The sequence below is a fragment of the Streptomyces sp. NPDC088124 genome, from assembly GCF_040685895.1.
Taxonomy (GTDB): Bacteria; Actinomycetota; Actinomycetes; order Streptomycetales; family Streptomycetaceae; genus Streptomyces.
Genome location: NZ_JBFBJB010000003.1, coordinates 246163 through 267191, shown reverse-complemented (window position 1 = coordinate 267191; position 21029 = coordinate 246163). Strand labels below are relative to the sequence as shown.

The window sequence follows — 21029 nt, the reverse complement described above, 5'->3', positions numbered from 1 at the left end:
AGTCGCCGACCGCCCCTCCAACTCACCCAGAAACCACAACCGCTGCTGCGCAAACGACACCGGCACCACCTCGGGCCGTACCATCGCCACCAGCGGTTGCCGCCTCGCTCCTGAGGAGGTCAACCGGCCCGCCAGGGCAGCCGGAGTGGGCGCCTCGAACAGCGCCCGGATCGACACCTCGGCCCCGAAGACCGACCGGATACGGCTCACCAACCGGGTCGCCAGCAGTGAGTGACCGCCCAACTCGAAGAAGTTGTCCTCCACCCCGACCACAGGCAACCCCAGGACCTCGGCGAACACGGTGCACAGAAGCTCCTCCTGCACCGTCGCCCGCTCCCGCCCACCACCGGTCGCGTGATAGTCCGGAGCGGGCAGAGCCCTGCGGTCCAGCTTGCCGTTCACCGTCAGCGGCAGCACATCCAGCACCACCAGCGCCGACGGCACCATGTACTCCGGCAACACCTCACCAAGACGAGCACGCAGCGCGGCGAGATCCATCCCCTCCGGACCACTCGCCGGGACAAGGTAGCCGACCAGTCGCTTGTCGCCGGGTCGGTCCTCACGCACCACCACCGCCGACCCGCCCACATCCGGCTGCCCGGCCAGTACGGCCTCGACCTCACCCAGCTCGATCCGGAAGCCCCGGATCTTCACCTGGTCATCGGTCCGCCCGAGATACTCCAACTGCCCGTCGACGCTCCACCGAGCGAGGTCGCCGGTACGGTACATCCGCTCACCCGAAGCGAACGGACTCGCCACAAACCGCTCCGCGGTCAACCCCGGCCGGTCCAGATAGCCACGGGCCAACTGCACACCGGCCAGATACAACTCACCCGCGACACCCACCGGAACCGGACGCAACCCCGCGTCCAGCACGAAGACCCGCATGTTCGGAACGGAACGGCCGATGGGGACGCCGCCCGGCGCATCCGGGTCCCCGGGACGGACGGTGAAGGTGACGCATCCGACGGCCGCCTCGGTCGGACCGTACTCATTCGTGATCAGGACGTCGCGGTGCGCGGACCGCCACCGTGTGAGCTGCTCGCCTGCCAGGCTCTCGCCGCCGACGACGAGGTCTCCCCGGGCGAAGGACACGGCGGGCTCCTCGGACAGCAGGCCCAGGTGGCTCGGCGTCACTTTCAGGAAGGTGGGCGCCGGTCCGGCGGGAAGCCCCTCCCGGATATCCGCGACATGCAGGGCACCGCCCGAGATCAGCGTGCCGTACAGCGGTGTGACGGTCAGGTCGAACGCGGCCGACGAGTGCAGCACGGTCCGGCCGCTCAACCCGGGGTACGCGCCGCGCGCCCAGATGAGGTAGGCGGAGACTGCCGCGTGGCTCACCACGACGCCCTTGGGGCGTCCCGTGGAGCCGGAGGTGTAGATGACGTAGGCGGGGTGGGCGGGCAGGAGGGGGGTGCGGCGCTCGTGGTCCGTGAGGTTCTCCCCGGCCAGGGCGGACAGGGCCGTCATGGTGTCCGGGGCATCCGTCACGATGCGCGTCACACCGGCACCGTCATCCACTGCGCCTGTCATGGCCTGGTGGGTGACCAGCAGCGTGGCCTGGGCGTCGCTGAGCGTGTAGGTGATGCGGTCGGCGGGGTGGGCCGGGTCGATCGGGACGTACGCGGCCCCGGTCTTGACCACTGCGAGGAGTGCGACGACCAGGTCGGTGGAGCGGTCCATCAGCACCGCCACACGTTCTTCCGGCCGGGCGCCCCCGTCCACGAGGACGCGGGCCAGCCGGTTGGCCCGCGCGTTCAACTCCGCATAGGTCACCTCGGTGCCGTCGAAGACCACCGCGGTCGCGTCGGGGGTGCGGCTGACCTGGGCCTCGAACAGTTCGGCCAGTGTGGTCGGCGGAACCTCGTGGGTGGTGCCGTTCCACCCGGACAGGATCCGCTCCCGCTCCGCGGTGTCCAGGACATCGATGCGGCTGACCGGCAGCGACGGATCCGCGGTCACCGTCTCCAGGACCATGAGGAAGCGCCGTACGATCGCCTCGACACTCGCCGGATCGAACAGGTCGGTGGCGTACGTGATCAGTCCGGTCAGGCCCGCCGGGGTGCCGCCGTCGGTGAACTGCTCGGCGATCTGGAAGTCCAGGTCGAACTTGGCGGGAAGGACGCCCGCAGGCAGTGTCTCGACGGTCAGCCCGGGCAGGCCGAGACGGGCTTCGGCGGTGTTCTGCAGGGTGAGCATGACCTGGAACAGCGGGTGGCGGGCCATCGACCGGGCCGGGGCCAGGTCCTCCACCAGCCGCTCGAACGGCACATCCTGGTGCGTGTAGGCGCCGAGGTCCGTTTCCCGTGTTCTGTCCAGCAGTTGCAGGAAGGTCGGATCGCCGGACAGGTCCGAGCGCAGGACGAGGGTGTTGACGAAGAGCCCCACCAGATCGTCCAGTGCCTCGTCGGTGCGGCCGGCGATCGGGGTGCCGACCGGAATGTCGTCTCCGGCCCCCAGCCGGTGCAGCAGGACGGCCAAAGCCGCCTGCACCACCATGAACACCGTCACGCCCTGTACCCGGGCCAGCTCGACCAACTTCTGGTGCGTCCGCGCGTCAATGGTCAGTCCGGCACTGCCACCCCGATGGGAGACGACCGGGGGACGCGGCCGGTCGAACGGCAGCGTCAGCTCCTCCGGCAGGTCGGCCAGCGCCTGGCGCCAGTAGGTCAACTGCTCGGTCAGGAGGCTGTCGGGGTCGGTCTCCTCACCCAGCAGCTCGCGCTGCCACAGGCTGTAGTCGGCATACTGCACCGGCAACGGCACCCGTTCCAGGGCCTGGCCAGTGGAACGGGCCGTGTACGCGGCCGACAGATCCCGCGTCAGCGGGGCCAGGGACCACCCGTCACCCGCGATGTGGTGCACCGTGATCATCAGGACGTGCTCGTCAGGACCGGCTTCGAACAGCCGGGCCCGCAGCGGGATCTCCTTGGCGAGATCGAAGTGGTGACCTGCGATCCCGGTGATCGCGGCCTCAAGGTCGGCCGCCCGTTCGACCGCGAGTGGGACCGGAGTGTTCTCCGTCGGCAGGATCTGCTGGTAGGGCTGACCGTCCACCGTCGCGAACACGGTGCGCAGGACCTCGTGCCGGCCGATCACATCACGCAGGGCGGCCTTCAGAGCGTCGACATCCAGCGCTCCGGTCAGTCGCAGGGCGAGGGGCATGTTGTACGTGGCCGACGGGCCTTCCAACTCGCCCAGGAACCACAATCGCTGCTGCGCGAACGACAACGGCACCCGCTCCGCACGCTCCACCCGCGCCAGCGGTTGCCGCCTCGCTCCTGAGGAGGTCAACCGGCCCGCCAGGGCAGCCGGAGTGGGCGCCTCGAACAGCGCCCGGATCGGCACCTCGGCCCCGAAGACCGACCGGATACGGCTCACCAACCGGGTCGCCAGCAGTGAGTGGCCGCCCAGCTCGAAGAAGTTGTCCTCCACCCCGACCGTGGACAGGCCCAGGACCTCGGCGAATACCGAGCACAGGATCTCCTCCTGCACCGTCACCGGCCCCCGCCGATCATCGGTCGGCCGGTAGTCCGGAGCGGGCAGGGCCCTGCGGTCCAGCTTGCCGTTGACCGTCAGGGGCAGAGCCTCCAGCACCACCAGCGCCGACGGCACCATGTACTCCGGCAGCACACCCTGCAGATGCCCACGTACTACGGCAAGGTCCACACCCTCCGGACCGCCCGTCGGAACGAGATAGCCGACCAGACGCCTGTCACCGGGGCGGTCCTCACGCACCACCACCGCCGACCCGGCCACGGACCGATGTGCGCTCAGCGCCGCCTCGACCTCACCCAACTCGATCCGGAAACCACGCACCTTCACCTGATCATCCGTACGGCCCAGATACTCCAACTGCCCCTCGGCGTTCCACCGGGCCAGGTCACCGGTCCGGTACATCCGCTCACCCGAAGTGAACGGGTTGGCCACAAACCGCTGCGCGGTCAACCCCGGCCGGTCCAGATAGCCACGGGCCAACTGCACACCGGCCAGATACAACTCACCCGCGACACCCACCGGAACCGGACGCAACGCCGCGTCGAGTACATAGACCTGGGTGTTCCAGACCGGACGTCCGATGGGGAGGCTGCTCCTGCTGGTGTCGCTGTCACAGGTCCATGCGGTGACCTCGACCGACGCCTCGGTGGGGCCGTAGAGATTATGAAGCGGAACGTCCAGTACGTTCCGCAACTGCCCGGCGACGTCACTGGGAAGCGCTTCACCGCTGCAGAACACGGCGCGCAGGTCGGTACAGGCGGCCGCGGCCGGTTCGCGGAGGAAGACCTGCAGCAGGGAGGGGACGAAGTGCGCGATCGTGACACGTTCGCGTTGGATCAACTCGGCCAGGTACGCGGGGTCACGGTGGCCCGAGGGCTTGGCGACCACCAAGGTCGCACCCTGGAGCAGCGGCCAGAAGAACTCCCGTACCGACACATCGAAACCGAAGGGGGTCTTCTGCAACACCCGTTCCGAGGCGGCCAAGTTGTAGGCGCCCTGCATCCACGTCAGCCAGTTGACGATACCCGCGTGGGGTACGGTCACGCCCTTCGGCTGTCCGGTGGAGCCGGAGGTGTAGATGACATAGGCGGGGTGGGCGGGCAGCAAGGCGGCGCGGCGCTCGGTGTCGGCGAGGTCGGTGTCCCGGAGGTCCGCGAGTGCGGCCGTGGTCCGCGGGTCGTCGAGAGCCACGTACGGCGGGTGCCGGTCGGTGAGGCGAGAGGCCAGGCCCGCGCTGGTGAGCACCAGGAGGGGCTGGGCGTCGGTGAGGACGTACGTGATCCGCTCGGCGGGATAGTCCGGGTCAACAGGCACATACGCGCCTCCGGCCTTGACCACCGCAAGCAGAGCGACCACCAGATCGACCGACCGGTGCATCATCACCGCGACCAGCGACTCCGGCCCCACACCCCGATCCATCAGCAACCGCGCAAGACGATTCGCCCGCGCACTGAGCTCCGCATAACTCAGCTCCACGCCCTCGAAGACGACGGCGGTCGCATCCGGAGTACGAGCGGTCTGGACCTGGAACAGCTCCGGCAGCGTCGCCGCGGGCACCTCCCGGGCCGTGTCGTTCCAGTCCGTGAGAACCAGACGCTGCTCGGAGCGGCTCATCAATGTGATCCGGTGTACGCGTTCCTCCGCAGCGGAACGCGCCATCCAGTTCATCACGTCAAGGAATTTCGCAGCATGCTCATGCGCTGCTCCCCGACGGTAGAGATCCGGGTTGGCATCCACCACCACGGACATGCTTCCGTCGGACGACCTGTCGTACACGGAAATCGACAGGTCATTGAAATTTATGCCACCGAGGCTGTGCGGAGTGCTGGGAGCGTCACCAAATCTCACATCGTAGTCGAAGGAGACGATGTTGACGAGTAGAGGGTAAAGTCCGCTGCGCCCTACGAGCTTCAGGTCTCTGAGGATGTCCTCGTAGCGGTATCGCTGATGCCGCAAGGCATCTCTCACTCCGCGGGACACCTGCTTCACGAGTTCTCTCACCGTGGCCTTCGGCTGCACGGTGAGGCGCAGAGGCACGATGTTCGCCGTCATTCCAGGGATGTCCCGCAGTGCACGTGATCTACCCATCACGGGGACCCCGAGAATGATGTCCTCCTGCCCCGTGGCGCGATGCAGGTAGGCAGCGCTCGCGGCTATGGCCAGACCCGAGAGGCTCGTTCCGAGCCGACGTGCGGAGCTTCTGAGTTCCGTGGCGGCGTCGGGAGGGATGTGGAGCGTATGGCGTGTCAGTTCATGGGGCGTGGCGGAAGGTTCCCGGCCGCTCAAGCTGACCGTTCGAGGGCGATCGGAAAGACGCTCCGTCCAGTACTTCCGGTCCAGTTCGAATTCTTCGGACATCCGGTAGTCGTCATCGGCGTCCATCAGTACGGAACTTGAGGGAAGCGCACCCTCTGTGAGGGGTTCGCCGACCAGCAGTGCCGTGTAAACCGCAGCCACTCGGCCGGCTATCAGGGACCCTGCGAGTCCGTCCGCGATGATGTGGTGTATTCGCTGGTACCAGAAGAAGAGATCTTCGTCCACCCTGAATAAAGCTTGGGTGAAGAGCGCATCGCCCTGGAGGTCCACCGGACGTCGCATGTCCGTCCGCATCCAACTCTCCGCGACGGAACGGGGATCCTCCTCACCGCTCACGTCGATCACGTGAAACGGCCAATCGCTCCGCGGGTCGAAATACTGCTGCGGGACTTCGCCGGCGATTCCCTCGAAGTGCAGGTGAAAACAGTCGACTTCCTGGACGGCCCTTCGTGTGGCCGCCTCAAATAAGCGCGTGTTCACCTTTCCGTGAATCTCTATGTATTCACCCATGTTGTAGATGGGATTATCCGGATCCAGTTGCTGCGCATGCCATACACCAAGCTGCCCGGCCATCAATTCACGACGGCCACCACGCGATCCAGACATCTCCACACCCCGGTCACCACTCGCGCCCCACACCAGGAGCGACCAATTAAGCAGTTTGACAGCAATGTTGATCCACTTAACCCTCTCAAGCCGAACTGGACACTGTCAACGTTCTCGGCAAAGTAGGCATTTAGAGGGCGTTTGATGCTTATTTGCGAAGCCCGTTTACTGTTCCGTCACATTTGCCGCCGACGCTTACAGAACGAAACGCCTGAAACCGCCCAAGAAAGGAACACGTAAGGCGTGGACCAAGAGACCGATCCACCACATATATTGCGGCGTTAAAACATCCGCACATTCAGGTCGATACGCATGAAATCGCCGCCGCAGAGGCATCAATACCGAGAAACGGTCCGGCGGCCGGGGCGAAAGCGCTCCCTGGAACAGGGAGCGCGCCTACGCGTCCGACATCACATCGCGTTCTCGTGACCGCGGCCGCGCGCGTCGCTCATCGGGCGCCTCTGCCCTACTTCGGGGTCGACAGCGTCGCCGTGCCGTAGGTGGGGCACAGGTCGACAGCCTCGCCGGTCGCGGCGAGCAACTGCTCGGCGGAGGCCAGCAGATCCAGCAACTCCGGCCGGGCCAGGAAGTACAGGGAGGCCCGGCCCTGCGGACGGTAGTCGACCAAACCGCAGTCGCGCAGGCAGGACAGGTGCGCCGATACCGTCGACTGCGCCAGGCCCACGCAGCCGACCAGGTCCACGACCTTGGCCTCCCCCTCGGCCAGGCGCCTCAGTATCGCGAGGCGAGCCGGGTCGCCGAGGGAGCGGAACAGGGCCACCGCCGCCGAGGGTGCTCCGCACGGGGCGCCGGCCGCCGGCCCGGCCTCCACGCTACTCATCGCCATAGGACGATGATAGCCAGCCCGCACAACGACGGCCGTGGGCACGGATGTTCACCCCCTATTCATCGTCGCGCAACGATGATAGCTTCGCAATCCGATGTCATCCATGGGGGTCATGTCATGGTGATGAACCACTTGGGGAAGGCGGCGGTCGGCCATCCCGCCCGGCCGGCGTCGCAACACTTCTACGAGGTCCCAGACTTCCGCGCCACGCGTCTCGCCACGATCGACCCGTCCCTCGCAGGCACCAGGAGCCGGCGCGGCCACCTGCCCGGCACGGTCCGCCCGCAGAACCGGAAGCGGGGGTGAGGGCGATGCCTGCCGTGGCGCTGGCGCTGTTCGCCGTGTTCCTGCTGCTGGACGGCGGCGTGCGCGCCGCGGTCCAACGGCGCCGTACCGGGGAGAACGGGGTGCGCCTCCCGGTGGGGATCTTCCACTGGGGCGCGCGGCTGACCAGTGCGCTCGGCGGCATCGTCGCCGGCGTCGTGGCCCCGGTGGCGGAGCTCCTCGGCCTCGACCCGCTGCCCGCCCTGGACCGGCCGGTACCACGCGTGGGCGGGGCGGTGCTGGCGGGACTGGCAATCCTGGCGGTCTTCGGCTGCCAGCTCGCCATGGGCGCCTCCTGGCGCACCACGGTCGACCCCGGCGAGCGCCCGGGGCTGGTCACCTCCGGACCGTTCCGCCTGGTGCGCAACCCCATCTACACCGCGCTGACCACGATGACCGCCGGGCTGGCCCTCGCCGTCCCGAGCACGCTCTCCCTGGTGGGCCTGGCCGCCATGATCATCGGCATCGAGCTCCAGGTCCGCCGGATCGAAGAGCCCTACCTGGAACGCATCCACGGCATCGCCTGGCACCAGTACACCGCCCGCACCGGCCGCTTCCTACCCGGCCTCGGCAGGCTCCGCTGATGGCCGCGACGACGGTACGTTACGTTCACGGCCGTACGACCCGCTTGACCGGGGTGCCGGGCGCCGGTCGGGCGACGAACGCCCCATCGGCCGACGCACGGCCGCCCCACCGCCGCCGTCAGTTCCGTGCCCGCGCCCTGCGCGAGACCACCGCACGCAGCACACGCTGGCCCTCGGTCGACAGGTCCATCGCCCGGCGCATCGCGCCCGCGCCCGCGGCGCCCGTCGGCTCGGAGAGGATCTCCAGGATCCGGATCTGGCGCCGCAGTTCCCCGGCGACCAGCGGGCCGACGCCATCGCCGCCCTCCGCGCCGTCCACCGCGTCGGCCACGGCCGCCGGGTCCTCGCGGCACCGTGCCAGCCACTCCGCGGCCGCGGCGCTGCCGCTCTCGCCGACCACGTCGAGCTTCTGATGGATCTCCAGCGCCACCACGGAGCAGGTGTCCGCCCACGCCCGCAGCGGCTCGGCCTCCCACCGGGACGGCGCGGAGCCGAGCAGCGTCCGTACGAGCGCGAGCGTGACGCCCGTACCGGCCCCGGATCCGTCGCCCGCCGCTCCACCCGGAGCCGGGACCGGATCCGGCTCCGGTGCCGACTCCGCCGCGATGACCGCGTCCAAGCCGTCCCGCGCCTCCGCCAGCCGGGCCGGCCACTCGTCCGCGCCCGCGGCGGCGCCCGCCCACAGCGGCCGCAGCGGCTCGGCCTCCCCGGCACCCGGCGGCAGGCACCGGTCGAGGCAGGCGAGGCCGCTCGCGGCCAGGCCGCGCTCGTCCGCTTGCGCGATCAGTTTCACCAGACTCATGGACGTCTCCTGTCACGGACGCTGTACTGACCAGTACTGCGTCAATCATCCGGAAAACGTCACTCCGAGATCGCGCGTAGACCACCCATAGGCCGTGGAACACCCATGCATGCATCAACCATCTTCCAATGGCCGCGTCCGGGGATACCGCCGAGGCGGGTCAGGCCGGGGCGCCGGTCGCCTTCGCGTGCTGCATGACGAGGAAGACCACGGCCGTCGCGACCACCGTGGCGAACTGCACCACCCCGGAGGCGGCGTGGAGCAGGTCGGCGCGGTCCAGGTCCTCGTCGGTGAAGGCGTCGAAGTCCTCGTTGACGACATCGGTCATCAGCCCGTGCACCCGGGCCCCGGCCAGCAGCGAGAAGAGGTCGGCGGCGATGACGGCGCAGAACAGGGCGACCAGCGCCGTGCCCAGGCCGACCGGCGAGGCGAGCCGCAGCCCGGCGCTCCACCGGGCCGCGGCGCACTCGGCGCAGTGGCCTTCCGTGGTGGTCGCGGCTCTCGCGCGGGCGGCACTGGGAACACAGCATTTGAACCCTCCCCCAGCTAAAGCAGGGGGATTCCTGACTCAGGAAGCCTCACAGGTTGACAACCTGAAAGGTCTTACTCCCTCAGCACCAGCCGGGACGGAACCTGCCCGGTTTGCACAGCAAAGCAAAGTGACCGTCGTGTTGGCTTGGTTCTCGCTCAACACGTCGTACGCGCTTGGTTCTCGCAACGCACGACATCCAGGGTATCCGACGATGCGGGCGGTCTTTCGCCCTGGAGGCGAAACCCCGTTTCCTGCCCTGCTCCGCAGGAGTCCGATTCCTCCCCGACCTGAAGGCCGGGGCATCCTCGGAGAATCCCGGTGACGTCAACCCCCCGGGGCCCGGAGCGGGCCCGCCCAAGGCCCTGCGGGCCTGTCCTGCGCCCACCCCGGGCGCCCGGGGAACATATGTGCCCGCGGGCGCCCTGTCCACAGGATTCCGGCCGCTCCGGTGGTCCGGACGGTCCGGACGGTCCGGACCTGTGGTGGCCCGGACGGTCCGGGCCGGTGGTGGCCCGGACCGTCCGGGGCCCCCGCCGTCCGGACGATTCAGAGACGGTCCGGACGGTTCAGACGCCCAGCTTGTCCGCGAGCGCCGTGAACGCGCTCCAGCTCAGCGGCGGCTTGTCCGGGTTCCACGTCTTCTGCGCCACCGCCGCCAGGGGCAGCCGGATGCCCTGGGCGACCTGGTCCTGTGTCTGCGCGTTCGGGAAGTCGCCCCAGATCGCGAACACCCCGCCCTGGATCTGCGGCAGGTACTTCGCGGGCACCGGCTTCGTGCCGCGCAGGACCAGCGGCGTCCACTGCTCGTAGATCCGCTTGCCCGTCGGGTAGACGAAGTTGTTCGGCTGGCCGAGCACGTAGTAGAGGTACTCGTCGTTGAAGTTCACGACCTTGCGCCCCTCGCTCAGGTACTCGACCGGCTCGCGCGCCCCGAGTTCCCTGCCCGTCCAGTACTGAACCTCCATGTCCGGGTTCGCCTTCACGACGCCGCCCTTGAACAGGCCGTCGTTCCAGACCTTGAGCTTCTTGCCGTACGGGCCGAGCGCCGCGCCCCGGTCGTTCGTCCAGGCCGTGGTCAGGTCCTGGATGCGCGCGTTGGGGCCGTACTTCTGGACCGCCAGTTCGGCCAGCTTCGGGTACGACGCCTCGGGGTTGGAGACCACCAGCGCCTGGTACTCGTCGGCGCCGAGGTTCCACCACCGGCCGGGGAAGAGCTGGGCGAACTCGCTCTGGAGGTCGTCCACGATCTTCGCGGCCGCGGGCTGCGAGATGTCGATCGCGCCCTGGGTCGGCTTCCCGTTGACGTTGCGGAGCTGGAGGGAGGGGTGCGGGCGCATCACGGCGCCGAGGTGTCCGGGGGAGTCGATCTCCGGGACGACGGTGATGTGCAGCCGGTCGGCGAGCGCCAGGATCTGGCGGACCTGGGCCTTGGTGAGGTGCTGCTGGGAGACGACCTCGGGGTGGGTCGTGGACTCGATCCGGAAGCCCTGGTCGTCGGAGAAGTGCAGGCCCAGCTGGTTGAGCTTGAGGTCTGCCATCTCGCGCAGCCGGTCCTCGATCCAGCCCGGCGTGTAGTACTTGCGGGCGATGTCGAGGTTGAGCCCGCGCTGCGGGAAGGCCGGCGCGTCCCGTACGACGCCTTCCGGCATCACACCGGCGGCCCGTACGGACTGCTTGAGCGTGCGGGTGCCGTAGAAGACCCCGGCCTCGTCCGGGCCGGTGATCCGCACCTTGTCGTCACGGGCGGTGAGGGTGTACGACTCGGCGGCGCCGCTGCCGCTCGCGAGCGCCAGCTCCACGTCGCCGGCCCGGGCGGCGGCCGCGCCCCGGTAGGAGATCTTCAGCTCCTGGGAGAGCAGCTTCCCCTCGTCGGCCAGCCCCTCACTGCCCTTGGCTATGACGACGCCGCTGTCGGGCCCCGGCTTCCAGCCGGGCCCTCGGGCCGCCTCGTGCTTGCGCACGGAGGGTATGACCTCCGGTGCGGTGGAGAGCGGGTAGGACCGTGTGGGTGACGGCGTGGCCGCGGCGCTCGCGGCGGAGCGGTCCGTGCTGTCGTCCGAGGAGCCGGCGTTCCCGCTCCCGGAGCACCCCCCGACGGTGACGGCGGTGGCCAGGGCTACGGCCGCCGCGCCGGCGGCCCGGATACCCGGGGATGACCACATCACTCAAACCTCCCATGTGCGGATGTACGGCATAAGCACGACACGATTACGGCGAAGGTCCCACGGCGGCGTCCATTCCGCGCGCCGAAACTCTCCCATCCGGGTGAATTTCGTGCAGTTGTCGGACGTCTCGCTCAAGGCATCGATAACGTTTACGACGCATCTGCCCCTTCGAGCTCAACCATTTCGTGTGCGATCACGTCTGACTTTGTGCGGGTCGTATGTGCAGGTCGCGCGTGTGAGCACCGGTGACAGGTGTCCACGCCAGACGCCCCTGTCGTACCACCCGCCACCCTTCACCACCCGACCCGTCCGATGGTCACATCACGCCCCATCCCCTCGGCACCCGCCCCAGGGGTACGGGCCCGACCGCTGCCGACCCACCGCGTTCGAGGAGCCTCCGCTGTCCCGCGCACCAGACGCCGGCCACCCGAACGGCACCGGCCACCCCAACAGCACCGACCGTCCCACCGGCCTCGACCGCTTCAACGCCGCCCCGGGGGCCGACGCCGTGGCCGCGCTGCTCACGTGCTGCGGCAGCCGCCGCTGGGCCCAGCGCGTCGCCGCGCACCGCCCGTACCCCGATCTCGATTCCCTGCTCGCCGCCTCCGACGAGGCGGGGTACGACCTCCCCGTGCCCGACCTCGCCGAGGCGCTCGCCGCCGAGTCCTCCGCCGTGCCGCCGCACCCCGCGCCGCCCGCCGCCAGGACCGCGCTGCACGCCGCGCACGCCGCGTACGAGAGCAGCTTCGGCCACGCCTTCGTGATCAGCCTCGACGGCCACCGGCCCGAGGAGCAGCTCGACCATGTCCTGGCCGGTATCCGCGCCCGGCTCTCGCACGATCCCGACCTGGAGCGCTCCGTCTCCGCCGACGAGCTGCGGCGGTGCGCCCGGGGCCGGATCGTCCGGCTGCTCTCGGCGCCGGAGCCCGGGGCGCTGCCCGGCCAGGCGACGGGCCGGTCCGCGTCCCGGCCCGCGGGCCGCCCGGGACGACCAGGCTGTTCAGGGTGGAGCGATAGCCCGTCCGTGGCTGTTTGATTGCCTGTTTGATCACATCTATGGACCCCGCGCGGAGGAACCGACAAGTCGTCGCTACCATTGCCGGGGCCGGTGGACCGTACCCGGCCGGGCGCGACCGACACCACTGTGCTTGATTGAGTAGAAGATGGCGGCCGGCCCCGATCCCCGCTCCCGGAGGGTTTTTCCGTGCCGGCTGGAACGCTGTACCGCGGCCGGGAAGGAATGTGGTCGTGGGTGGCTCATCGAGTCACCGGCGTGCTCATCTTCTTCTTCCTGTTCGTACACGTACTGGACACCGCTCTCGTCCGCGTCTCACCAGAGGCGTACGACGACGTGGTGGCGACCTACAAGACACCGCTCGTGGCGCTGCTCGAATACGGCCTGGTGGCCGCGATTCTCTTCCACGCGCTCAACGGCCTGCGTGTCATCGCCGTGGACTTCTGGTCCAAGGGCCCCCGCTACCAGAAGCAGATGCTCTGGTCCGTCGTGGGCATCTGGGTCGTCCTGATGGTCGGTGCCCTCTACCCCGTGCTCGGCCACGCCGTACGCGAAGTCTTCGGGAGCTGAGAGACCGATGTCGACCGACACCACTTCCGCGATCAGCCCCGTCGAGGCGGAGGGCGAGAGCCTCTACAGCGTGGAGCACCCGGCTCCCGTGATCGAGCCGCCCCGCAAGCGCACCGGCAAGACCCCGAAGTCGACCCGCGGCAACTTCGAGATGGCCGCATGGCTCTTCATGCGGCTCTCCGGGGTCGTCCTCGTCGTCCTGGTCATCGGCCACCTGCTCATCCAGCTCGTACTGGACGGCGGCGTGTCCAAGATCGGCTTCGCCTTCGTGGCCGGCCGCTGGGCCTCGCCGTTCTGGCAGGTCTGGGATCTGCTGATGCTCTGGCTGGCGATGCTGCACGGCGCCAACGGCCTCCGCACGATCATCAACGACTACGCGGAGCGCCCCAACACGCGCCTGTGGCTCAAGGGCCTGCTGTACACCGCCACGGTGTTCACCATCCTTCTGGGCTCGCTGGTGATCTTCACCTTCGACCCGAACATCCGCTAGAGCCGGGGCAGACGAGACCTATGAAGATCCACAAGTACGACACCGTCATCGTCGGCGCCGGCGGCGCCGGGATGCGCGCGGCCATCGAGTCGACCAAGCGCAGCCGTACGGCGGTGCTGACGAAGCTCTACCCGACCCGCTCCCACACGGGCGCGGCGCAGGGCGGCATGGCCGCCGCGCTCGCCAACGTGGAGGAGGACAACTGGGAGTGGCACACCTTCGACACGATCAAGGGCGGCGACTACCTGGTCGACCAGGACGCCGCCGAGATCCTGGCGAAGGAGGCCATCGACGCGGTCCTCGACCTGGAGAAGATGGGCCTGCCGTTCAACCGCACCCCGGACGGCACCATCGACCAGCGCCGCTTCGGCGGCCACTCCCGTAACCACGGCGAGGCGCCGGTCCGCCGGTCCTGCTACGCCGCGGACCGCACGGGCCACATGATCCTCCAGACGCTGTACCAGAACTGCGTCAAGGAGGGCGTGGAGTTCTTCAACGAGTTCTACGTCCTGGACCAGCTCCTCACCGAGGTCGACGGGGTCAAGAAGTCGGCCGGCGTCGTCGCGTACGAGCTGGCCACCGGCGAGATCCACGTCTTCCAGGCGAAGTCGGTCATCTACGCGTCCGGCGGCACCGGCAAGTTCTTCAAGGTGACCTCCAACGCGCACACCCTGACCGGTGACGGCCAGGCCGCGTGCTACCGCCGCGGACTGCCGCTGGAGGACATGGAGTTCTTCCAGTTCCACCCGACGGGCATCTGGCGCATGGGCATCCTGCTGACGGAGGGCGCCCGCGGTGAGGGCGGCATCCTCCGCAACAAGGACGGCGAGCGCTTCATGGAGAAGTACGCGCCCGTCATGAAGGACCTCGCCTCGCGTGACGTCGTCTCGCGCTCCATCTACACGGAGATCCGCGAGGGCCGCGGCTGCGGTCCCGAGGGCGACCACGTCTACCTGGACCTGACGCACCTGCCGCCGGAGCAGCTCGACGCGAAGCTGCCCGACATCACCGAGTTCGCGCGGACCTACCTGGGCATCGAGCCGTACACGGACCCGATCCCGATCCAGCCGACCGCGCACTACGCCATGGGCGGCATCCCCACCAACGTCCAGGGCGAGGTCCTCCTCGACAACACGACGGTCGTCCCCGGGCTGTACGCGGCCGGCGAGGTGGCCTGCGTGTCGGTGCACGGCGCCAACCGCCTCGGCACCAACTCGCTGCTCGACATCAACGTCTTCGGCCGCAGGTCGGGCATCGCCGCGGCCGAGTACGCCGCGAAGAACGACTACGTCGAGCTTCCCGAGGACCCGGCGTCGCTGGTCGAGGCCCAGGTCGAGCGGCTGCGCGCGTCCACGGGCAAGGAGCGGGTCGCCGCGCTGCGCCTGGAGCTCCAGGAGTGCATGGACGCCAACGTGATGGTGTTCCGTACGGAGCAGACCATCAAGACGGCCGTCGAGAAGATCGCCGAGCTGCGCGAGCGCTACCTGAACGTGTCCGTCCAGGACAAGGGCAAGCGGTTCAACACGGACCTGCTGGAGGCCATCGAGCTGGGCAACCTGCTCGACCTGGCCGAGGTGATGGCCGTCTCCGCGCTCGCCCGCAAGGAGTCGCGCGGCGGTCACTACCGCGAGGACTTCCCCAACCGTGACGACGTGAACTTCATGCGCCACACCATGGCGTACCGCGAGGTCGGCGACGACGGCAACGAGTCCATCCGTCTCGACTACAAGCCGGTCGTCCAGACCCGCTACCAGCCGATGGAGCGTAAGTACTGATGGCTACCCCGACCCTGGACAAGCTCGACGCGCTGGAGGCGGACTCCACCTCCTCGCACCTCATCGCGGTCACGTTCCGGATCCGCCGGTTCAACCCCGAGGTCTCCGCGGAGGCCGAGTGGCAGGACTTCCGGATCGACATCGACCCGAAGGAGCGCGTGCTCGACGCCCTCCACAAGATCAAGTGGGATGTCGACGGAACGCTCACGTTCCGGCGTTCCTGCGCCCACGGCATCTGCGGCTCCGACGCGATGCGGATCAACGGCCGTAACCGGCTGGCGTGCAAGACGCTGATCAAGGACATCGTCTCGACGGACAAGAGCGGCGCGGTCACCAAGCCGGTCACCATCGAGGCCATAAAGGGGCTGACGGTCCTCAAGGACCTCATCGTCGACATGGACCCGTTCTTCCAGGCGTACCGCGACGTGATGCCCTTCCTGGTCACCAGCGGCAACGAGCCGACGCGGGAGCGCCTGCAGTCCGCCGAGGACCGCGAGCGCTTCGACGACACCACCAAGTGCATCCTGTGCGCCGCGTGCACGTCGTCCTGCCCGGTGTTCTGGAACGACGGCCAGTACTTCGGCCCGGCCGCGATCGTCAACGCGCACCGCTTCATCTTCGACTCGCGTGACGAGGCGGGCGAGCAGCGCCTGGAGATCCTCAACGACAAGGACGGCGTGTGGCGTTGCCGCACGACGTTCAACTGCACGGACGCCTGCCCGCGCGGTATCGAGGTCACGAAGGCGATCCAGGAAGTCAAGCGCGCGCTGATCACGCGCCGTTTCTGACCACCGCCGTCCAAAGGCCCGTTTCCGTTACGCACCCCGTACGGGAACGGGCCTTTGATGTGTCAGGATCGGTTCCGGAAAGCCGAGTAGGCCCACCGGGCCCGGGGAAGCGGGGAATGAACATGAGTGAGCCGAATCCGTACGGCGACGGAGAGTACAGGTGGGGTCCGGCCCAGCAGCCCGGCGCGCCGGCACCCGGCACGCCGGCACCGGGCACGCCCGCGGCGGGTGCCCCGCAGTACAACTTCCCGCCCCCGACCCTCGCCGATGGCCAGTCGTTCACCCCTCCGGGATACGGCTACCCGCCGCAGACGGGCGCACCGCACCCCGTGCCGATGGGCGGTCAGGCCGGTGCACCACTGGTGACGCTCGGTGACATCACGGTCGTGGGCGACTCGATCATCACGCCGTCGGGCACGCTGCCGCTGCGGGGCGCGGTCTGGAACGCGACGGACATGTCCCGCACGGAGGAGAAGATCCCGACGCACGCCATCATCCTGGCGATCATCTTCTTCATCTTCTGTCTGCTGGGTCTGCTCTTCCTCCTGATGAAGGAGAAGACGACGACCGGCTTCATCCAGGTGACGGTGACCAGCGGCGGCAAGCACCACGCGGCGATGATCCCGGCCAACGACGCGGGAACGTTCCAGATGGTCATGAGCCAGATCAGTTACGCCCGGTCCCTGAGCGCCATGTAACGAAGCCCGCACACCCGATCCGCCTTCCGCCGGGTGCGGGTCAGGGCGGGGGCGACGGTTCGTAGTCCGGGCACTTCGGGCTGCCGCACCGGCACGGCGGCCACTTCAGCGCCGACCCGGGCGCCAGATCGGCGCCCTCCGCGCCGGAGCCCTTCCGTACCACGAGTGTGCCGTCGACCCCGAAGGTCGCGATCAGCGTGGACAGGCGCTGTCGCACCTCGCTGCCCGTCATTCCGGCCTCCCTAGGGCCTGTGTGGAGTTCTCTCGCGTGGGCGGGGCGAATCGCCGGGGAACCCAGTCGGGCACGAGGCGCCAGAAGCCTCCGCTCTCGATCAGTGCGGCCAACTCGTCCGAGTCGTTCACGCTCGTACCGGTGGCTTGCTCACACATGGGGATGTACCTTCCGTTATCAAACGCTCGCTTTCCGTACTCAAGCTTCGGCACCGGCAAGCGTGCCCAACAGAGGGGCAGGCTGGACCGCGGAAGGCGTCCAATGATCATTCGGGGGTTCGAGTGACTGTCGAAGACGAAACCGGGGAGACGGCCGACCCGACCGTCTCCCCTCTCGCCCATTTCGGCGCCGAGGTCCGGCTGGACCGTGAACGCCTGGGCATGACGCGCGAGGCGCTGGGCAAGGAGGCGTGCTGCAGCTACTCGCTCGTGGCGAAGATCGAATCCGGGACACAAGTACCGCCGTTGAACTTCGCGGAGGCGTGCGACCGGGTGTTCCCGCATGCCAACGGGCGGTTCGTCAGGCTCTGGCCGCTTGCTTTGCGGTGGGCCTTTCCGCCGTGGTTCCGCAGGTACGTGGAACTGGAGTGGACCGCGACCTCATTGCACATGTTCCACCCCTTGTTGGTGCCCGGCATCGCGCAGACGGAGGAGTACGCGCGGACGGTGCTGCGCGCCGGCCGTCCGGTCAACCTCGAAGATCTCGTCACGGCTCGCACAGAACGGCAACGCATCCTTGAGCGAGAGAAACCAACCCGGTTGTGGCTCGTCCTGAACGAGTTCGTTCTGCGAAACACCGTAGGCAGCGAGACCGTGATGTACGAACAGCTCTCCCACCTCCGGGATCTGGCGGACAAGCCACCGCACGTCGTCCAGATCGTGCCGACCCGCACCACCAACCACATCGCGGCCAGCCCGTTTGGCCTGTTGTCGTTCGGCGAAGGAGCTGCCGACGTGGTCCATGTCGATGGGTTCCCCCGGGGCTACCTTCTGGCGGACACTGATGATGTGGTGGCCGCAAACGATGCCTATGATCTGCTCAAGGCAACAGCTCTCTCGCCGCACGAGTCGGCAGAAATGATCGGCTCCATCATGAAGGACTGCTACTCATGACGAATCCCGCCTTCATCCCCGAAGAGAACTGGCGGAGTTCCTCCTTCAGCCAGAGCAACGGCGGCGAGTGTGTCGAGGTGGCCGACGGCATCCCCCGCACCGTCCCCGTCCGGGATTCCAAGACCCCCGAAGCCCCCCACCTCGCCTTCCCCCACGCCACCTTCAGCACCTTCATCCACGCCGTACGCGGAGGCGAATTCACCGCCTCCTGAGCCGCGTCCAGGTGGCGGCGCCGGGCCCGGTCCGTCGTCCCACTAGGCTCGGGCAGTGTGAAGGACCAGAAGGACCAGAGAGGCCGGAAGGACGTCAGGGCCCCCGCCGTGTCCAAGAGCGAGCAGACCCGCACGCTCATCCTCGAAACGGCGCTGCGGCTCTTCCAGGAGCGCGGTTACGACCGGACGACGATGCGGGCCATCGCGCAGGAGGCCGGGGTCTCCGTCGGGAACGCGTACTACTACTTCTCCTCCAAGGAACATCTCGTCCAGGGCTTCTACGACCGGATCGCCACGGAGCACCGGGCGGCGATCAGGCCCGTGCTCGACCGGGAGACCGGTCTGGAGGCGCGCCTCGGCGGGGTGCTGACGGCGTGGCTGGAGATCGCGGAGCCGTACCACGAGTTCTCGGCGCAGTTCTTCAGGAACGCCGCCGACCCGGACAGCCCGCTGAGCCCCTTCTCCCCCGAGTCGGAACCCACCCGGGAGGCGGCCATCTCCGTGCACCACGCGGTGCTGGCCGGGTCCGGCACCAAGATGGACCCGGAACTCGCCGACTCGCTGCCGGAGTTGATGTGGCTGGCCCAGATGGGTCTGGTGCTGTACTGGGTCTACGACCGCTCGGAGGGGTGCGAGCGGTCCCACCGGCTCGCCCTGCGCGGCGCCCGGCTGATCGCGCGCGGCACCGCGCTCTCCCGCTTCCGGGTGCTGAGGCCGCTCGTACGCGAACTGCAGGAGCTGGTCACGGAGTTCCTGCCCGGCATGGCCCGGGCCGCCGCCGCCCGCAAGGACAACGGCGTGCTCCGGAAGGAGAGCTGAACCGGCCGGTCAGAGCCGGCCGAGCCGCCACAGCCGCCAGGCGCCCGTGCCGTCCGAGAGGTACTGCGCGCCGGTCACGTCCTCGCCGCTGAGGACGTAGTCCTTCTTCTGCCAGAGCGGCACGATCGGCACGTCCTCGGCCACCACGCGCTGGAGGGACTTGAAGTCCTCGGCGGCGCGCCCCCGTTCGCCGTACTGCTGCGTCGAGCGGATCAGCTCGTCGGTCTGCTCGCTCGCGTAGCCGTTGTGCAGGATCGAGTCGCGTCCGATGAGGGGCTGGATGAAGTTGTCGGGGTCGGGGAAGTCCGGCACCCAGCCGATGGTGTACGCGTCGAACTCGCCGCCGGAGTAGCTCTTCTGGAACTGCGTCCACTCCTTCTCGACCACCTTCACCTTGAACAGCTTGGTCGCTTCGAGCTGCCGGCGCAGTTCGGCGGCCTCCGGCTCCGCCGCGCCGCCCTGCGCGTATCCGAGGGTGAGGCTGACCGGTATCCGCACGTCCGCGTCGTCCTCCAGGAGGGTGCGGGCGCGCTCCGTGTCCGGCTCCGGGTAGGTGTCGAAGAACGGGGTGCTGTGGGAGGTGATGCCCTGCGGGATCAGTGAGTAGAGGGGTTCGACCGTCGACTCGTACACGTCGGAGACGATCCTGGGCCGGTCGATCACGGCGGCGACCGCCTGGCGCACCGCCTTGTCGGCCAACGGCGATCCGGACCGTGTGTTGAGGACGAGGTTGCGGATGGCGGCGCTGTCGGACTCGTTGACCCGACCGCCGTCGGACCCGCCCTCCAGCGTGGCGATCTCGGACGGCGGGAGCTGGCGGTGGGTGACATCGACCGTGCCGGCCTGCCAGGCGGTGGCGAGGGCGTCGGAGGTCTTGAAGTACTCGATGTCCACCGGGCCGCCGGTCTCCTCGATCGCGCCCCGGTAGCGGGTGTTGGGCTCCAGGTGGGCGGAGGAGCCCGGCAGGTAGCGGTCGAGGCGGTACGGTCCCGTACCGCCGGTCACGTCGCCGTCGAGCAGCGCGTCCGCCGGGTACTGGGTGCGGTCGACGATCGAGCCCGCCCCGGTGGCCACCTTGAGCGGGAACGTCGCGTCACGGGAGCGGAGCTGGAAGGTGACGGTCCGGCCCTTCGCGGTCACCGACTTGAGCGTGGCGAAGAGGGGCGCGGGGCCGGCGTCCGCCTTGATGGCCAGGACGCGGTCGAAGGAGTACTTGACGTCCTCCGCTGTCATCCGCGCGCCGCTGGGGAAGGTGATGTCGTCCCGCAGCTCGCAGCGGTAGGTGGTGAGTTCCGTACCGGTGAAGGCGCAGGAGCGGGCCGCGTCCGGTACGGGGGTGACCGAGGCGGGCTTGAACGTGAGCAGCGACTGGTAGATGTTGCTGAACAGCGCCCAGGAGCCCGCGTCGTACGCCCCCGCCGGGTCGAGCGACGAGACGACGTCCGTCGTACCGACGGTGATCGCCTTCGGCTCCGCCCGGTTGGCCGGAAGCAGCTGCCAGCCGCCCACGCCCGCGACCGCCAGAACCAGACATGTGATGAGTATCCGTACCCGGACCGAACGCATCGCTGTGCCCCTCTGTCGCGCCCACCCCTGACCGCGATGGCGCATACCCAACCACACAGGTCTCCACCTGTGGAAGAG

Annotated in this window: 17 protein-coding genes and 1 pseudogene; 11 read left to right on the top strand and 7 right to left on the bottom strand. The window is 68.6% G+C overall.

All coding sequences use genetic code 11. From position 1 onward, the window contains the following. A partial coding sequence (locus AB0P17_RS03925) for an amino acid adenylation domain-containing protein (RefSeq protein WP_365807313.1) occupies positions 1-6387 on the bottom strand: 6387 nt, incomplete at its 3' end. 499 nt (positions 6388-6886) lie between these two features. After that, positions 6887-7267 (bottom strand): metalloregulator ArsR/SmtB family transcription factor, encoded by a 381-nt coding sequence (locus tag AB0P17_RS03920; RefSeq protein ID WP_365807312.1) that lies wholly within the window; start codon positions 7265-7267, stop codon positions 6887-6889. 123 nt (positions 7268-7390) lie between these two features. On the opposite strand from AB0P17_RS03920, the gene AB0P17_RS03915 reads away from it, so the two are divergent. Together AB0P17_RS03915 and AB0P17_RS03910 are read left to right on the top strand one after the other, a co-directional pair. Then, complete coding sequence (locus AB0P17_RS03915) at positions 7391-7573, top strand: hypothetical protein (protein ID WP_365807311.1); 183 nt, start codon at positions 7391-7393, stop codon at positions 7571-7573. A gap of 5 nt (positions 7574-7578) precedes the next feature. Further along, positions 7579-8175, top strand: a complete 597-nt coding sequence (locus tag AB0P17_RS03910; protein WP_365807309.1) for an isoprenylcysteine carboxylmethyltransferase family protein — start codon at positions 7579-7581, stop codon at positions 8173-8175. Positions 8176-8293: 118 nt separating this feature from the next. Here the strand turns inward: AB0P17_RS03910 and AB0P17_RS03905 are convergent, their stop codons facing one another. The 3 genes from AB0P17_RS03905 to AB0P17_RS03895 form a co-directional block, all read right to left on the bottom strand. Continuing rightward, positions 8294-8977: a hypothetical protein gene (locus tag AB0P17_RS03905; RefSeq protein ID WP_365807308.1), complete on the bottom strand. Its 684-nt coding sequence runs from the start codon at positions 8975-8977 to the stop codon at positions 8294-8296. 160 nt (positions 8978-9137) lie between these two features. Further along, complete coding sequence (locus tag AB0P17_RS03900) at positions 9138-9305, bottom strand: hypothetical protein (protein WP_365807307.1); 168 nt, start codon at positions 9303-9305, stop codon at positions 9138-9140. A gap of 770 nt (positions 9306-10075) precedes the next feature. Further along, on the bottom strand, positions 10076-11671 hold the full coding sequence (locus AB0P17_RS03895; RefSeq protein ID WP_365807305.1) for a glycoside hydrolase family 20 protein: 1596 nt from the start codon (positions 11669-11671) through the stop codon (positions 10076-10078). Positions 11672-12140: 469 nt separating this feature from the next. On the opposite strand from AB0P17_RS03895, the pseudogene AB0P17_RS03890 reads away from it, so the two are divergent. The 6 genes and pseudogenes from AB0P17_RS03890 to AB0P17_RS03865 form a co-directional block, all read left to right on the top strand. Beyond that, positions 12141-12710: pseudogene (locus tag AB0P17_RS03890) on the top strand (2-oxo-4-hydroxy-4-carboxy-5-ureidoimidazoline decarboxylase); the annotation flags it as partial. Positions 12711-12878: 168 nt separating this feature from the next. Beyond that, on the top strand, positions 12879-13259 hold the full coding sequence (gene sdhC, locus AB0P17_RS03885; protein ID WP_365807303.1) for a succinate dehydrogenase, cytochrome b556 subunit: 381 nt from the start codon (positions 12879-12881) through the stop codon (positions 13257-13259). A 7-nt stretch (positions 13260-13266) separates the two neighbouring features. Further along, positions 13267-13749, top strand: a complete 483-nt coding sequence (locus AB0P17_RS03880) for a succinate dehydrogenase hydrophobic membrane anchor subunit (RefSeq protein ID WP_365807302.1) — start codon at positions 13267-13269, stop codon at positions 13747-13749. Positions 13750-13769: 20 nt separating this feature from the next. After that, positions 13770-15524 (top strand): succinate dehydrogenase flavoprotein subunit, encoded by a 1755-nt coding sequence (gene sdhA / locus AB0P17_RS03875; RefSeq protein ID WP_365807300.1) that lies wholly within the window; start codon positions 13770-13772, stop codon positions 15522-15524. Then, complete coding sequence (locus AB0P17_RS03870; protein WP_365807299.1) at positions 15524-16312, top strand: succinate dehydrogenase iron-sulfur subunit; 789 nt, start codon at positions 15524-15526, stop codon at positions 16310-16312. Before sdhA ends, AB0P17_RS03870 begins: the two co-directional genes overlap by 1 nt. A gap of 122 nt (positions 16313-16434) precedes the next feature. After that, positions 16435-17010 carry a hypothetical protein gene (locus AB0P17_RS03865; protein ID WP_365807298.1) on the top strand — a complete coding sequence of 192 codons (576 nt, stop codon included), beginning with the start codon at positions 16435-16437 and terminating at the stop codon, positions 17008-17010. A 40-nt stretch (positions 17011-17050) separates the two neighbouring features. Here the strand turns inward: AB0P17_RS03865 and AB0P17_RS03860 are convergent, their stop codons facing one another. Next, positions 17051-17242: a hypothetical protein gene (locus AB0P17_RS03860; protein WP_365807296.1), complete on the bottom strand. Its 192-nt coding sequence runs from the start codon at positions 17240-17242 to the stop codon at positions 17051-17053. A gap of 281 nt (positions 17243-17523) precedes the next feature. Here AB0P17_RS03860 and AB0P17_RS03855 point away from each other — a divergent pair, with 281 nt between their 5' ends. Genes AB0P17_RS03855 through AB0P17_RS03845 form a run of 3 tightly spaced genes read left to right on the top strand, consistent with a single transcriptional unit; the run spans position 17524 to position 19385 of the window. Beyond that, entirely contained in the window at positions 17524-18354 is an 831-nt protein-coding gene (locus AB0P17_RS03855) for a helix-turn-helix transcriptional regulator (protein ID WP_365807294.1), read from the top strand. Then, positions 18351-18566 (top strand): DUF397 domain-containing protein, encoded by a 216-nt coding sequence (locus AB0P17_RS03850; protein ID WP_365807292.1) that lies wholly within the window; start codon positions 18351-18353, stop codon positions 18564-18566. Before AB0P17_RS03855 ends, AB0P17_RS03850 begins: the two co-directional genes overlap by 4 nt. Before the next feature lie 57 nt (positions 18567-18623). Further along, entirely contained in the window at positions 18624-19385 is a 762-nt protein-coding gene (locus tag AB0P17_RS03845) for a TetR family transcriptional regulator (protein WP_365807290.1), read from the top strand. A 9-nt stretch (positions 19386-19394) separates the two neighbouring features. Here AB0P17_RS03845 and AB0P17_RS03840 read toward each other — a convergent pair whose 3' ends face one another. Continuing rightward, positions 19395-20951, bottom strand: a complete 1557-nt coding sequence (locus AB0P17_RS03840; RefSeq protein WP_365807289.1) for an ABC transporter substrate-binding protein — start codon at positions 20949-20951, stop codon at positions 19395-19397. Between the last annotated feature and the right edge of the window lie 78 nt (positions 20952-21029).